Source organism: Siminovitchia fordii DSM 16014 = CIP 108821 (genome assembly GCF_000374565.1).
GTDB classification, from domain to species: Bacteria; Bacillota; Bacilli; order Bacillales; family Bacillaceae_C; genus Siminovitchia; species Siminovitchia fordii.
In genome coordinates this window covers 149,267-163,501 of the sequence record NZ_KB894688.1, presented here as the reverse complement: position 1 = coordinate 163,501, position 14,235 = coordinate 149,267, and the positions used below count along the sequence as shown (strand labels likewise).

The 14,235-nt window shown below is 41.4% G+C and carries 12 protein-coding genes; all 12 read left to right on the top strand.

Annotation, left to right across the window (positions count from 1 at the left end; genetic code table 11):
• Positions 1 to 17: 17 nt before the first annotated feature.
• The 12 genes from C509_RS0108195 to C509_RS0108140 all read left to right on the top strand — a co-directional run bounded on the left by C509_RS0108195 (position 18) and on the right by C509_RS0108140 (position 14,227).
• A complete protein-coding gene (locus tag C509_RS0108195) occupies positions 18 to 716 on the top strand; it encodes a FadR/GntR family transcriptional regulator (protein ID WP_018706438.1) in 699 nt (232 codons plus the stop codon).
• Positions 713 to 2,143, top strand: a complete 1,431-nt coding sequence (locus C509_RS0108190) for an NAD-dependent succinate-semialdehyde dehydrogenase (RefSeq protein WP_306419633.1) — start codon at positions 713 to 715, stop codon at positions 2,141 to 2,143. Before C509_RS0108195 ends, C509_RS0108190 begins: the two co-directional genes overlap by 4 nt.
• 5 nt (positions 2,144 to 2,148) lie before the next feature.
• Positions 2,149 to 3,804, top strand: a complete 1,656-nt coding sequence (locus tag C509_RS0108185; RefSeq protein WP_018706436.1) for a M20/M25/M40 family metallo-hydrolase — start codon at positions 2,149 to 2,151, stop codon at positions 3,802 to 3,804.
• Positions 3,797 to 4,777: a D-2-hydroxyacid dehydrogenase gene (locus tag C509_RS23655; protein WP_018706435.1), complete on the top strand. Its 981-nt coding sequence runs from the start codon at positions 3,797 to 3,799 to the stop codon at positions 4,775 to 4,777. The genes C509_RS0108185 and C509_RS23655 overlap by 8 nt, the downstream gene beginning before the upstream one ends.
• Positions 4,778 to 4,813: 36 nt before the next feature.
• On the top strand, positions 4,814 to 5,860 hold the full coding sequence (locus tag C509_RS0108175) for a DctP family TRAP transporter solute-binding subunit (RefSeq protein ID WP_018706434.1): 1,047 nt from the start codon (positions 4,814 to 4,816) through the stop codon (positions 5,858 to 5,860).
• 45 nt (positions 5,861 to 5,905) lie between these two features.
• Entirely contained in the window at positions 5,906 to 6,415 is a 510-nt protein-coding gene (locus tag C509_RS0108170; RefSeq protein ID WP_018706433.1) for a TRAP transporter small permease, read from the top strand.
• Between the two features lie 34 nt (positions 6,416 to 6,449).
• The gene (locus C509_RS0108165) at positions 6,450 to 7,733 is read left to right on the top strand and encodes a TRAP transporter large permease (RefSeq protein WP_018706432.1); all 1,284 of its coding nucleotides are present in this window, start codon (positions 6,450 to 6,452) and stop codon (positions 7,731 to 7,733) included.
• A gap of 23 nt (positions 7,734 to 7,756) precedes the next feature.
• Complete coding sequence (locus C509_RS0108160) at positions 7,757 to 9,355, top strand: amidohydrolase (RefSeq protein ID WP_018706431.1); 1,599 nt, start codon at positions 7,757 to 7,759, stop codon at positions 9,353 to 9,355.
• 84 nt (positions 9,356 to 9,439) lie between these two features.
• Positions 9,440 to 10,186 carry a class II aldolase/adducin family protein gene (locus C509_RS0108155; RefSeq protein WP_018706430.1) on the top strand — a complete coding sequence of 249 codons (747 nt, stop codon included), beginning with the start codon at positions 9,440 to 9,442 and terminating at the stop codon, positions 10,184 to 10,186.
• Positions 10,187 to 10,345: 159 nt separating this feature from the next.
• Positions 10,346 to 11,986, top strand: coding sequence for a thiamine pyrophosphate-dependent enzyme (locus C509_RS0108150; RefSeq protein WP_018706429.1), 1,641 nt, complete (start codon positions 10,346 to 10,348; stop codon positions 11,984 to 11,986).
• A gap of 115 nt (positions 11,987 to 12,101) precedes the next feature.
• Positions 12,102 to 13,271, top strand: a complete 1,170-nt coding sequence (locus C509_RS0108145) for an aminotransferase A (protein WP_018706428.1) — start codon at positions 12,102 to 12,104, stop codon at positions 13,269 to 13,271.
• Between the two features lie 137 nt (positions 13,272 to 13,408).
• Positions 13,409 to 14,227, top strand: a complete 819-nt coding sequence (locus C509_RS0108140; RefSeq protein WP_018706427.1) for a transporter substrate-binding domain-containing protein — start codon at positions 13,409 to 13,411, stop codon at positions 14,225 to 14,227.
• The last annotated feature ends 8 nt before the right edge of the window (positions 14,228 to 14,235 follow it).

Here is a 14,235-nt window from a genome sequence, read left to right as displayed (position 1 = left end):
TTTTAAAGGAGAAGCAAATGGACAATTTATTATACAGTGACATCGTAAGAGAACTTGAAAAGAAAATAATGACAAATGAATTCAAGGAAGATAGCAAGCTTCCATCGGAACGAGAATTGGCTGCACACTACCATGTCAGTCGAAATGTAGTGAGAGAAGCCCTAACTGAATTGCGTGTTAAAGGACTAGTTGCTATTAAGCCAGGTAAGGGCGTTTATGTTACAAAGCCTAGTGAAGACATAGTGACTGAGTCGTTGCAAAGAGTACTTTGGTCCAATGAAGTGACACTTGAAGACAACTTGGATGTCCGTGAAAAACTGGAGATCTTAATTATTGAAAAGGCCGTCGAGCACGCAGAGCCCGACTGTATAGAAGAACTAAAAAAAATATACAGACAAATGGAAAAGAATAAGCACTCAGTCTATAAATATATTGAATATGATGCAGACTTTCATCTGAAATTGGCTAAATCGACCCAAAACAAGGCGCTATATGTTCTGATCAATTCTTTTTTCGATCTGACAGAAAGAGAGCTCTTTAATATTACTACTTATACACCAGATAGCGTGCACGATGCACAAAAGCAACATGCCTTATTGGTTGAAGCAATTGAAATGAAAGACAAGGATTTGGCTGTATCTGTAATGAAGGAGCATATGGGTCTGTTAAGAGATGAGATAAAAATGTTAAAAGAACAAGGTATATATGAGGGGTGATTCAATTGTTTATTAATGGAGAATGGAAAAAAACCGACAATACGATTGATGTAGTAAATCCTGCAACAGGTAAAACGGAGTATCAAATTTATTCTGGAGATGCAAGCGATGTAGTAGAAGCGATAAAGGCTGCAAAGCATTCATTCCTCGGATGGTCTGAAAAAGCTGCAATTGAAAGAGCCGATCTGCTGTTTGATATTTATAACCGCATGCTTGAGAAGAAAGAGAAGCTTGCCGAAGTTATAACGAAAGAGATGGGAAAACCGATTCGCGATGCTCGTGGAGAAGTCCAATCTGCTATTGATTATTTCAGATGGTATGCCGAGGAAGCACGCAGAGTATACGGAGAAACCATTCCTGCAAGCGCACCTGATAAGCGGATTATGGTGATTAAACAACCAATCGGCGTCGTAGGCGCGATTACACCGTGGAACTTTCCGCTTTCTATGATTGCCAGAAAGGTTGCTCCTGCTTTTGCAGCTGGATGTACCCTTGTTCTTAAGCCGTCAAGTAAAGCGCCGCAATCAGCGTTTGAAATGACCAAGATTTTTGAACAAGTAGGGATTCCAAAGGGTGTTTTCAACCTTGTTATGGCCCCATCTTCTGTTGTAACCGAAGAATTGATGAACAGTAAAGATGTAAAGAAAATCACTTTCACCGGTTCTACAAAAGTTGGAAAAATGCTCATGGAAAAAGCGGCAAAAACAGTTAAGCGTATATCCATGGAGCTTGGAGGGCATGCTCCGTTTATTGTATTTGAAGACGCAGATTTGGATCAGGCAGCGGAAGACCTGTTGGCGACAAAATTCAGATGTTCAGGTCAAATGTGTACCTCCACAAACCGGATTTTTGTGGCTGAAAGTGTCGCTAAACAATTTACCGAAAAGGTAGTCAATATCGTAAAAGACCTTAAGGTTGGGAACGGTCTTAACCCTGATACATCAGTAGGACCTGTCATTGATGGTAATGCAGTAGAGAAGATCAAATCCCAAATTGATGATGCAGTGAACAAAGGAGCCAATGTTATTGTGAATGATTTCCAATTAGCGGAAGGTCTGGAAAAAGGAAACTTTATCAATCCAACAATCTTGACAAATGTGACACAGGAAATGGATATCTTTACTGAAGAAACTTTCGGCCCAGTTGCACCGATCATTTCTTTTTCTTCAGAGGAAGAACTGCTTGATGTCGTAAACCACGAAGAGTATGGACTGGCAGCCTATTTATATTCAAATGATATGTCCCGTGTCATCCGCCTTTCTGAAAAATTGGAATACGGAATGGTCGGAGTCAACGATCCTCTTCCATTTGTTGTTCAAAGCCCGTTTGGCGGAGTGAAAGAAAGCGGGATGGGAAAAGAAGGCGGCCATCATGGTATCGAAGGTTATTTGGAAGAGAAATTGGTTGCTATTAAGTATAAGAGGTGAGTTTGGTGAGCTGGAATCAGGATGAAATATTACGGGAAATGGAGGATCTGACTGTTGAACTGGTCAATGTCAGGAGTGTAAATGGAACACCCGGAGAAGTAGAAATTGCTGAAAAAATAGAAAGTATATTAAGGGGCTACTCTTATTTTGAAGAAAATCCTCATCAGGTATGGACCAAAACGGTGGACAATGACCCGTTAGGGCGAAAGAGCGTATTTGCTTTGTTGAAAAGTGAAAAAGCATCCAATAGAACGATCTTACTGCATGCACACTCTGATACTGTTACTATCGACGACTTTGGAAGCTTGAAGGAATGGGCAAATCGTCCTTATGAGTTAATGGACAAGTTGAAAGAATCGGATCTGCTTCCGGAGGTAAGGGCTGATCTCGAGTCAGGTGATTGGCTTTTCGGGCGGGGGGCGGTTGATATGAAAAGTGGAACAGCGGCCCATCTGGTTGTACTGAAATATTTGTCTGAGAACAGGCATGCTTTTAAAGGAAATATTTTATTTATGACCAATCCAATCGAGGAAACAACGCATGGAGGGATTATCGATACCCTTCCTGAGCTGGAGCGCATGCAGTCAGAAGAAAATTTGGTTTTCGAGTGTGCTATTAATACTGATTTCGTCGGTCCTTTATACAAAGGAGACGTAACTAGGTATATCTATCTTGGATCAGTTGGGAAGCTATTGCCGGCTTTTTATATCAGGGGAAAAGAAACCCATGTTGGACAGGCGTTCGAAGGTATGGATCCGAATTTAATAGCATCCGTATTAACTAGAAGAATAGATTTGAATGCAGACTTGGCAGATGAAGCGGAAGGCGAAGTGACACAGCCTCCTGTTACACTAAAGCAAAAAGATTTAAAACCGACATATAACGTTCAAACCCCAATTTCAAGTTTTGTGTATTTTAATTATTACGTCCATCAAATTACGCCTGACAGAGTATTGGACCAATTGTCCTTAATAGCCGAAGACTCCTTTAACGATGTTATCAACAAATTAAACTCTGAGTACAAGAAACATTGTGAAAGGTCAGGAATGGAGTTCAAACAGCTGCCATGGAAGACAAGAGTGACGACCTATTCAGCACTTTTTGAAAAAGTTTACGGACTGCACGGGGAAGAAGTGAATGAACGTTTAGGAAGGATCCTGGAACAACATGCAGCACATATGGATCCAAGGGAAGTAGGCCGCCTGATGGTAGAGGAATTGTTGGTACTTGATGACGATCAGTCGCCGGTGATTGTTCTATTCTTTGCTACACCTTACGTCCCGAGAAACTTCGTGAAGGGTCAGACGAAAAAGGAAAAGGATTTGCTGGAAAAGCTGAATTTGCTTATTGAAGAAGCAGCATCCGAGACTGGCGACACATTCACTATCCATAAATTTTTCCCATCTCTTACTGACAGCAGCTATTTATGCCTTGATGATACAGATGAAGAAATCGAAATACTTAAGAAAAACTACCCCGGGATGGATACCTTATATCCTGTACCCATTGAAAAAATAAGAAAGCTGAATATCCCAGCTTTAAACTTTGGTGCATGGGGTAAAGATGCCCACAAAAAAACGGAGCGTGTTTATAAACCATATACGTTTGGTATATTGCCTTGCTTAATAAAGAATTATTGCTTGAAGGTACTGAATGAATAACTTACCGGGGGAAAGGGTGTTGCCTATGCTGCTGATCACAGTCTTTGATATGCCTGAAGAACAAATTGCACGAATAAAGAAAATCACTGGTATGCCGGTCTATGTTGATCCCAATTTGAAAAAACAAGATGCACCATTAGATAAGATTGAAATTTTAATCACCTATGGATTAGAGAATATTAATGCTGATTTACTCGACCGCATGCCGGCTTTGAAGTGGATCCAGGTATTTCAGACAGGGGTGGAACACATCCCATTATCTGAGGTCCATGACCGAGGAATTTTGCTGACGAATGTAAAAGGATTATACGGTAAGCCGATGTCCGAATATGTCATGAGTATTGTATTATACATAACGCGCGATATACCGCGTTTTGTCCGTAATCAAAAATTACACCGCTATGAAAGAGAAGAATTAGTGGACGAAGTGAACGGCAAGACAATGGGGATTTTTGGAACCGGCATGATCGGGCAGGAAGTGGCCAAAAAAGCGAAAGCTTTTGACATGAAGGTGCTTGGATTCAATACATCAGGCCGTCCTGTGCCTTCTTTTGATGCGGTATATACGTGGGACAGCAAAGAAGAGATGCTCCAGCAGTGTGATTTCATCGTGCTACTGCTTCCTGAAACCGAGCAGACACGAAATTTTATCAGTGATAAAGAATTAAAACTAATGAAAAATGATGCTTATCTGATCAACATCGGTCGCGGGCCGCTAGTTGATGAAAACGCTTTAATTTGTAGCCTTACTAAAGGAGAAATTAGAGGTGCGGCTCTGGATGTATTTGATATAGAGCCTCTTCCGGAGAACAGTCCTCTTTGGGATGTTGACAATATTCTTATTACACCACATTTATCAGGGAAATCGGTCCGTTTTTTTGGGCGCTGCATCGATATTTTTGAATCAAATTTCTATGCCTATCAGAAAGAAAAAGAAATGAAGTTCCAGGTAGATCCTGATCGCGGTTACTGATTATTCTATAAAAACTGATTAGTTGGAGGGAAAACATTGAAAATTTTAAAGAAGAAGCCTTTTATGCTGGTCCTGACACTATTGATTTTGCTGTCCATGATGGCTGCTTGTTCATCTGGATCTGACAAGGCAAGTGGAGACAAAGCAAAGAGTGGTTCTGGAGATGAATATACAATCCGGGTCGCCTATTCTGTACCTGAAGATCACGCCTCTCACATTGCCGGATTGGCATTTAAGGAAGATATCGAAGCAAAGTCTGATGGAAAAATTAAAGTGGAGCTGTATCCAAACGGTCAGCTTTATGCATCTGATAGAGAAGCAGTAGAAGCTGTTCAATTGAATAACATAGAAATGACAGTTGTTGCGACTCCTACCATGGCTACATTTGCACCTGAGTTTTCTATTTTTGACTTGCCGTTCTTGTTTGACTCTAGAGAAGCGGCGTACAAAGCGATGGATGGGGATTTGGGTAATGCTTTAAACGAAAAAGTAGATGAAATTGGCTTGGTCAACCTTGGATATGGTGAGAATGGATTCAGGCATCTTTTAAATAGCAAGCATCCGATTGAAAAACCTGAGGATATGAAAGGCCTAAAAATGAGGGTTATGGAAAATAAAGTATATGAGGATATGTTTAATACGCTGGGGGCGAATTCATCTCCACTTGCATTTGGTGAACTTTACTCAGCTCTACAACAAGGGGTTTATGATGGAATGGATAATCCGATATCACTCGTTTCTTCCATGAAGTTCTATGAAGTTCAAAAATATATGACATTGAGCAGCCATACATTTGCCCCGCTTGTTTCGGTAATTAATAAAGAATATTTTGAAGGCATGCCGGAAGATCTGCAAGAGATCCTGAAAGAATCCATGGCGGATGTTTATAACAAAACACAGCGTGAAACAACTCAAAAGCAGGATGAAGAGAAGCTAAAAGAACTGGAAAAAGAATTGGAAATCAACGAATTAACGGCTGAGCAGAAAAAGGCATTCGTTGATGCATTACAGCCAATCTATGATAAGTACTCCGGTGACATTGGAGAGGATCTCATCGAAATGGCAAAAGCAGCGAACGAATAAATAAAGTATTGTTATGTTTTCTCAAAAGAAGAGGGAGTTTGATCAATGAAACTCAACAAGATTTTAAATGAGAAGCTTGAAGAATGGATATTAGTGGCCAGCATGATAGTACTGGTTATTTTAGTAGTGGGGCAAGTATTTGCCAGGTATGTATTGAACTTTTCAATCGGCTGGAGCGAGGAGCTGGCACGCTATCTATTAATATGGATAGCGTGGATCGCTGCCAGTTATGCCGTAACAAAAAATGCCCATATACGGGTTGAGATTATCAAGGATCGCTTCTCCGCGCGTATCAAACAAATCATAGAGCTGATTGTTCTTATTATATGGTTCGGATTTGCCGCGTTTTTAGCGTTTGAAGGAACAAACTTTGTTTTACAAGTTCAGACAACAAACCAAGTTAGCCCGTCTCTTGGGGCTGATATGTGGATCGTATATTTGGCAGTCCCTGTCGGCGGAGTATTAATGGGCATCCGCTTAATTCAGCAGGCGATCCGAATTTTCAAAGACCCAGAACACTTAGAAAGCACACCACCACACGATTTAAACCAATAATCCTTACGGGTTATGACAAGCGAGGAGGATCCCCTTGACGATAGCGGTTTTATTTGGAACTTTGTTTCTTTTAATCTTTTTAAGTGTACCGATTGGTATTTCCATCGGTGTAGCAACTCTGATTACCATTATTTTTACTGCGGATAATATTAGTCTCGGTACGATTGCACAAAAATCGTTTACATCCTTGGATTCATTTCCGCTGATGGCTATCCCGTTTTTTACTCTTGCAGGGGTTCTCATGGGAAAAGGAGGGATATCCAAAAGACTTTTGGACTTTGCCGGCTCTCTCGTAGGTTTTATGACAGGCGGATTGGCAATGGTAACGGTCCTTGCCTGTATGTTTTTTGCAGCTATCTCGGGATCAGGTCCGGCAACTGTCGCGGCGATTGGTTCCTTCATGATTCCTGCTATGCAGGTTAAACAATACGGTGACGGCTTTTCACCGGCCTTAACAGCGACAGCGGGTTCCATCGGTGTTGTCATTCCGCCTAGTATTCCGTTTGTATTGTTGGGGGTTACTGGAAGTCTTTCAATCAGCGATCTGTTTATGGCCGGTGTGTTCCCAGGTATTTTAATAGGTGTTCTCCTTATGATCGCTTCCTTTATCATTATCTCACTGAAAAAAATAGATAATGAAAAAGAAAAGATGCAATTGAAACGGGTATGGGAAACTTTTTACAAGGCCATTTGGGCATTGCTTACACCGATTATTGTACTGGGCGGAATTTATGCGGGAATTTTTACTCCAACTGAAGCAGCTGCTGTAGCCATTGTCTACGGACTTTTTGTAGGGGTGTTCATATACCGTGAACTGAAATTGAAAGATATTTATGACAGCATAGTAGAAACTGTTAAAATTACCGGTGCCACTTTATACATGGTCGGCTTGTCCATCGCTTTTGCCTATTTGCTGACGATTGAGCGGATTCCTTCCAAGATTGCGGAAGGCATTATGGGAGCATCTGACAACCCGATTATTGTATTACTATTAATCAACCTTTTCTTGTTGGTAGTTGGAGCTTTTATCGATACGATTGCTGCTATTGTAATCCTTACACCTATTTTATTGCCTGTCGCAGTGCAGATTGGCGTAGACCCGATTCATTTTGGCGTTATCATGGTGGTGAACTTGGCCATCGGATTTATCACTCCGCCAGTGGGAGTTAACCTGTTTGTAGCATCGGCGGTGGGGAAAGTGCCGTTTGATACTGTTGCAAAAGGGATTGTCCCATTGTTTCTCACTATGCTTGTTGCTTTGGCAATTATTACTTACGTACCACAATTGTCCTTGTGGCTCCCTAACCTGATGAAATAGATATTGAAGGAGTGTACCGAACATTGAACGCTGATCTGATTTTGCATCATGGGACAGTTATTACTATGGACCAGAACTTTCAACTGGCGGAAGCTGTAGCAGTGAAAGATGGAAAAATTTTAGCCACCGGTTCCAATGATGATATTTTACAATACAGCACCTCTCAAACAAAGATCATCGACCTTGAGGGGAAAACAGTTACGCCAGGGTTCATAGATGCCCACCAGCATATGATCAACTTAGGCTTTAACTTGGCAAATGTCAATTGCAGAAAGGCTTCTATTGAAGAAGTCGTTTCTGCAATAAAGAAAAGGGCTGAAGCGAGCCGGCCTGATGAATGGATTATCGGCTGGGGATATGATGAAGCTGGCTTTAAGGAAAATAGAAACCTCCATAAAGGTGACTTTGAAGGAATCCCGAATCCTGTTTATATCATGAGGTACTGCCATCATGCTGCGGTCGTGAATGAAAAGGCATTGGAGCTGGCAGGCATAACGAATGAAACAACTGTAATTAACGGGATTATTGAAAGAGATGATTCAGGGAACGTAACGGGCGTACTTGTGGAACAAGGAAAGTCGCTCGTTGAAAATGTCATGCCTCCCTACACAAAAAAACAGATGAAAAATGCAGTTAAGCTGGCCAACGATGAATATATAAAGGATGGTATTACAAGCGTTCACGAAGCGGGGCTGGGCTTTTTCTCTGATGCCTTTAAAGAATTCGATGTCCTGAAGGAAATGAAAAAAGAAGGAACATTGAATGTACGCATGTACGTCATGGTTCTGCAAGAAGTGTTTGAGGAGTTTCTGGAAGCCTATTCTTCTTATGAATGGGACGATCATATAAAAATGGGTTCTATGAAATTTTTTGGTGATGGAACCCTTAGTGGAAAAACAGCCGCGGTGTCCCAAGACTTTAAAAATTCTCCGGGAGAAAAAGGGATGCTTCTATACTCCTATGAAGACTTACTAGAAAGGGCAAAGATCGCCCACAGCCAGAACAAACAAATTGCAGTTCATGCAATAGGGGACCGTACGATCAATCAAGTGTTGGATGTATATGAAAAACTATATGAAGATGATCCAAAGCCCAATCTTCGCCACCGGATAGAGCATTCAACTGTTTCGGATGAGACCATTTTGGCCCGCATGAATAAATTAGGGGCCATACCGGTTCCACAGCCACCCCTTGTATACTTTGCAGGAGATGTATACATGGAAAATTTGAACGAGCCGGCTGTACAAAATGTTTTTGCCAATAAAAATTTTATTGATGCTGGCTTGAAACCTGCAGGAAGCTCGGATTGTCCAATTATTCCAAGTTCCCCCCTGTTAGGAATAGCTGTAGCAATGGACAGAATGACCATTAACAACCGTGTGTTTATACCTGATCAAAGAGTCAGTCTCAGAGAAGCTTTGAGCATGTATACAATCAATGCTGCATATGCTTCGTTTGAGGAAGATTTAAAAGGATCTCTGGAAGAGGGAAAGCTGGCAGATATGGTTATCCTGCCAGAAGGTTTTTTGCATTTCACACCGGAAGAAATTAAAGGGACCGAGATTGAGATGACCATTATCGGGGGAGAAGTTGTCTACAGTAAAGGTACATTAAAAACCTAAGGAATATGCCTCTTAATAGAGTCTAGAAAGTAGGTTAGCATTCTAAAGTTTGGAATTTTTTACTGAGCAGGAGGAGTTATTAAGATGGGAGCTACTGTCGCAACGAATACTATTGAAAAAGAGAGACGATATAGAAAAGAACGTCTGGCCGCCGCTTTCAGGTTGTTTTCCAAATTTGGCTTTGATCATGGGGAGGCAGGCCACATTACTGTTAGAGATCCGGAATATCCTGATCATTTTTGGGTGAATCCATATCGTGTACATTTTAGCCAGATCAAAGTATCCGATTTAGTTTTAGCGAGTGATAAAGGTGAAGTAGTGGAAGGGAATTATGATGTAAATGCTGCGGCTTTGGTTATCCATTCAGCTGTGCATAGGGCAAGACCAGATGTCATTGCTGCGGCTCATGCCCACACGACATACGGTCAAATATGGTCAACTACCGGAAAGCTGCTTAAGCCGCTTACTCAAGATTCCTGTGCTTTCTACAAAGACCACAGTATTTTCGACGATTATACAGGAGTCGTTTTGGAGAAAAACGAAGGTGATCGAATTGCTGATGCGTTGGGACTTAATAAAGCTGTCATACTTAGAAATCACGGCCTATTGTCTGTCGGTCAAAGCGTTGAAGAAGCAGCATGGTGGTTTATTTTAATGGAAAGAGCCTGCAGAGAACATGTATATGCACATTCTATTGGAAACCCTATAGAAATCAAAGAGAAATACGCAGAAATTACTTATCAGCAGGAAGGTAACTCAGAAGCCGCCAAAGGCATGTTCCAGCCTCTTTGGGACCGTATTGTGGCTGAACAGCCTGATTTCCTAGATTAATTAACAAAATTGATTATTGGATTTGCTGTTGTCCCAACTCATCATAAATAAACCGCAGGTGGAAGACACAATAGACAATTTACGTAAGAGCATTATAGAGTCATTAGACTTTGTTTTGAATGAACTATCATTTTTATAAACCGGAGGAAATTAGAACACATGAAAAAGCTATCTGGCGGACATATCGTTGTAGAAGTTCTAGAGAAGGAAGGGGTGGAAAAAGCTTTTTGCGTACCAGGCGAAAGCTATCTGGGAGTCATTGACGGGTTGTATGAGCATTCAACGATTGATTTGATTTCCACCCGCCATGAGGGCGGCGCTTCTTTCATGGCTGAAGCTTATGCAAAAGCTTCCGGAAAGGTGGGGGTATGCATGGCGACCCGGGGACCGGGTGCTACGAATCTATCAATCGGACTTCACACCGCTATGCAGGACTCAACGCCGCTAGTCGCGCTGATCGGGCAGGTTGAGAGACCATTCAAAGGAAAAGAGGCATTCCAGGAAGTGGACTTTGCTGCTTATTTCAGCCATCTGTGTAAGTGGGCGGTCGAAATCGATTCGGCGGAGCGAATTTCGGAAGTTCTCCATCGAGCATTTTACATAGCACGTTCCGGGAGACCTGGCCCGGTTGTTGTTTCTCTGCCTCATGATATGCTTGAGGATGTTATTGATTATCATGAAGGCACTGTCGCAGAGGTCGAACAGCCGGAAGCCAGTGATGCAGCTGTTGAAAAGGTATTGGCAAAATTAAGCAGTGCCAAACAGCCGATTATCATCGCAGGCGGCGGTGTGATGGCTGCTAACGCTCAGGAGGAATTAGCTAGGTTCGCTGAAATGGTTAAGGTTCCTGTTGCCTCTGCATTCAGGCGTTTCAATGTGTTGTCAAATGATCATCCGAATTATGCTGGTTGGCTCGGATTCGGTTCTGATTCGGAATTGATCAAATACATAGATGCTGCAGACCTTGTTTTCGCCATCGGTACACGCTTCTCTCAGGTGACGACACAGGACTATACGTTATTGAATGAAAAGACTGAATTGATCCAAGTGGATATTTCGCCGGATTCTATCGGAAAAGCTTACCCGGCAGCATTTGGGGTCGTTTCTGATGCGAAGAGATTTTTGCAAAAAGCCTTTGAACTGGCTAAGCCTGTCCAAGAAGAAAGCCGAGAAAAGGCAGTTCAGACTTGCCATAAAGCTTATTTGGATTCATCAACGCCGCCGGTTTCATTCGCATCCTCGGAGTTTGCGGAACTGAATGCCGTGATGGCTGATATCGTTGTTGAGGTGCCAGAAAATAGCATTCTGACAAGTGATGCAGGCAACTTTTACGGATGGCTCGCAAAATATTTCCGCTTCACGAATGAAAAAGAATACATCGGACCGACTTCAGGTGCAATGGGGTACGGGTTGCCGGCAGCAATTGGCGCCAAAGCTGCCTGCCCCGATAAAACAGTCATTTCTTTTTCAGGGGATGGCGGGTTCATGATGACAATGGTGGAATTGGAGACCGCTGTCCGTGCGAACCTCCCAGTGATAGCAATTGTAATCAACAATAATATGTACGGAACAATCCGAGCCCATCAGGAAAAGCATTTCCCGAACCGTATCATGGCAACACCCCTCACTAACCCTAATTTTGCGGCTGTTGCCAAGCAGTTCGGATGTGAAGGGGAAACTGTTAGAAAAAATGAAGAGTTTCTGCCTGTATTCAAGCGAGCTCTTCAATGTGACAAGCCATTTGTAATTGAGATCCAGACAGATCCAAATATTTTGTCTGCAGCGCAGGCAGCAAAATAGGGAACTGGTGAGAAAAAATAATAGGTTTATGCTTAACCGGGGTCGGAGGTTCAACAATAGGAAATATAAAAAATTTTTAATCAAATTTTAATCAAATAAGAAACGGGGAGGGCCTATGAAAGAATTTATGAATCCGCGTTTAAGTTCCATTCAGATCTCCGGTATAAGAAGGATTGCGAGTCTTGCCGAAAATGATTCCAGTGTAATCAATATGACTTTGGGGCAGCCGGATTTTCCAACACCTAGTTATATTAAAGAGGCTGGAAAAAGAGCTATTGATAATAATAAGACTGCTTATACCCATACGACCGGCATGTTTGAATTAAGAGAAGCCGTTAGCAAATATATGAATCGAAGATATGGCTTTAACTATCGGCCAGAAGATGAGATTTTGATTACTGCAGGAGCAAGTCAGGCAATAGATACATCTTTACGAACCATTTTGGAAGAAGATTCCGAAGTCATTATTCCAATGCCCATCTTTCCCGGTTATGAACCTATTGTAAGGCTCCTAGGGGCGGTACCGGTATATATAGATACAACTAAGAACGAATTTAAAGTTAACGCTGAAATGATTAAAGAGAAATTAACGGAAAAAACACGTTGTATTATTCTGTCCTTTCCTTCTAATCCAACAGGTCGTACCTTGAGTGCACAAGAGATGATGGAAATTGCAGAACTTTTAAATGACAAGAATATTTTCATTTTGTCCGATGAAATTTACAGTGAATTGTTATATGAGAATAAGCATTGTTCTATTGCATCCATACCAAAAATGAGAGATAAAACAATTGTTATTAATGGACTTTCTAAATCTCATGCCATGACTGGTTGGAGAATTGGAATTGCCATGGGCCCTTCAGATGTCATTTTAGAAATGTCGAAAGTCCATCTTTATAATACGACCTGCGCCAGTTCTATTAGTCAGTATGCTGCTTTGGAAGCTTTAATGAAAGAGAGCGGTGATGTACAGAAAATGGTAGCTGAGTATAAGAGAAGAAAAGATTATATGTTTAGAAGATTAGCAGAGGCCGGTTTGAGTGTATATGAACCCGAAGGAGCATTTTATTTATTCCCTTCTATTAAAACTACTGGAATGACTTCTATGGAGTTTGCCTTGAAACTGTTGGAGGATGAAAAAGTGGCTGTCGTACCAGGCAATGCATTTTCCGCATTCGGGGAAGGATATATTAGAATTTCGTATGCTTGCTCCATGGATCAACTGATAGAAGGTTCAAAACGAATTGAAAGATTTTTTAAGAAATATTCGGATAACATAGCTTAAAGTTCATTACATATAAACTTTTTAAGAGTTTTTTACAGATTATAACTTTAAGTCTAGAGGAGGGGGCATAAAGGGACATTTTTGGAACCGCATTCAAAGGAATCTTATAGAGACATTTGAAAGGGGAAGTTATTCACATGAAGAGATTAATGTTCATTATAGGAATATGCCTGTCGTTCATCTTGGCCGCTTGTAGTTCCGGTAAGGAAGCTGATGAGAAAGGTGCAAAAGAGACAAGTACTAAAGAAGCGACGGTCGAAACAATTGAAGATGGAAAATTCACATTCGGATTCAGTGGAACATATAAGCCGTTTAACTTTGAGGATATTGATGGCAATTTAACTGGCTTTGAAGTTGAGTTGGGTGAGGCGCTTGCCAAGGAAATGGGATTGGAGCCTAATCCTGTTGCCACTCAGGATTTTGGGGCACTGATCGAGGAAGTCAACAGCGGGCGCTTAGACGCGATAATGGGCAGCATGACTATTACAGAAGAACGTTCTGAAGCCATTGATTTCTCAGATCCATACTATCGCTCCGGTGGTGTAGTCTATGTTCATGAAGATAATGATAATATCAAGTCTACAGACGATTTAAAAGGAAAAACTATAGGAGTTATCGCATCCAGTACACATGAAGAAACAGCCCTGAAGTATATTTCAGAAGATACACTAGCTACGTATAGCAGTGACATCATTGCACTGCAGGATTTAGCTGCAGGAACCGGTCGATTGGATGCCGCCATTGTCGATAAATTTGTGGGGCATTTGCAAATTGAAGATGGTATGAAAATCAAACCTGTTGGTGATAGATTGTTTGACGAAAATATTGGTGCAGGGGTTAAAAAAGGAAATCAACAATTGTTAGATGAAATTAATCGGGCATTAACAGTAGTTGTTGAAAATGGCACATATGATGAAATTAGTAAAAAGTGGTTTGGAGAAAATATTTTAGAATAAGTGAAAAA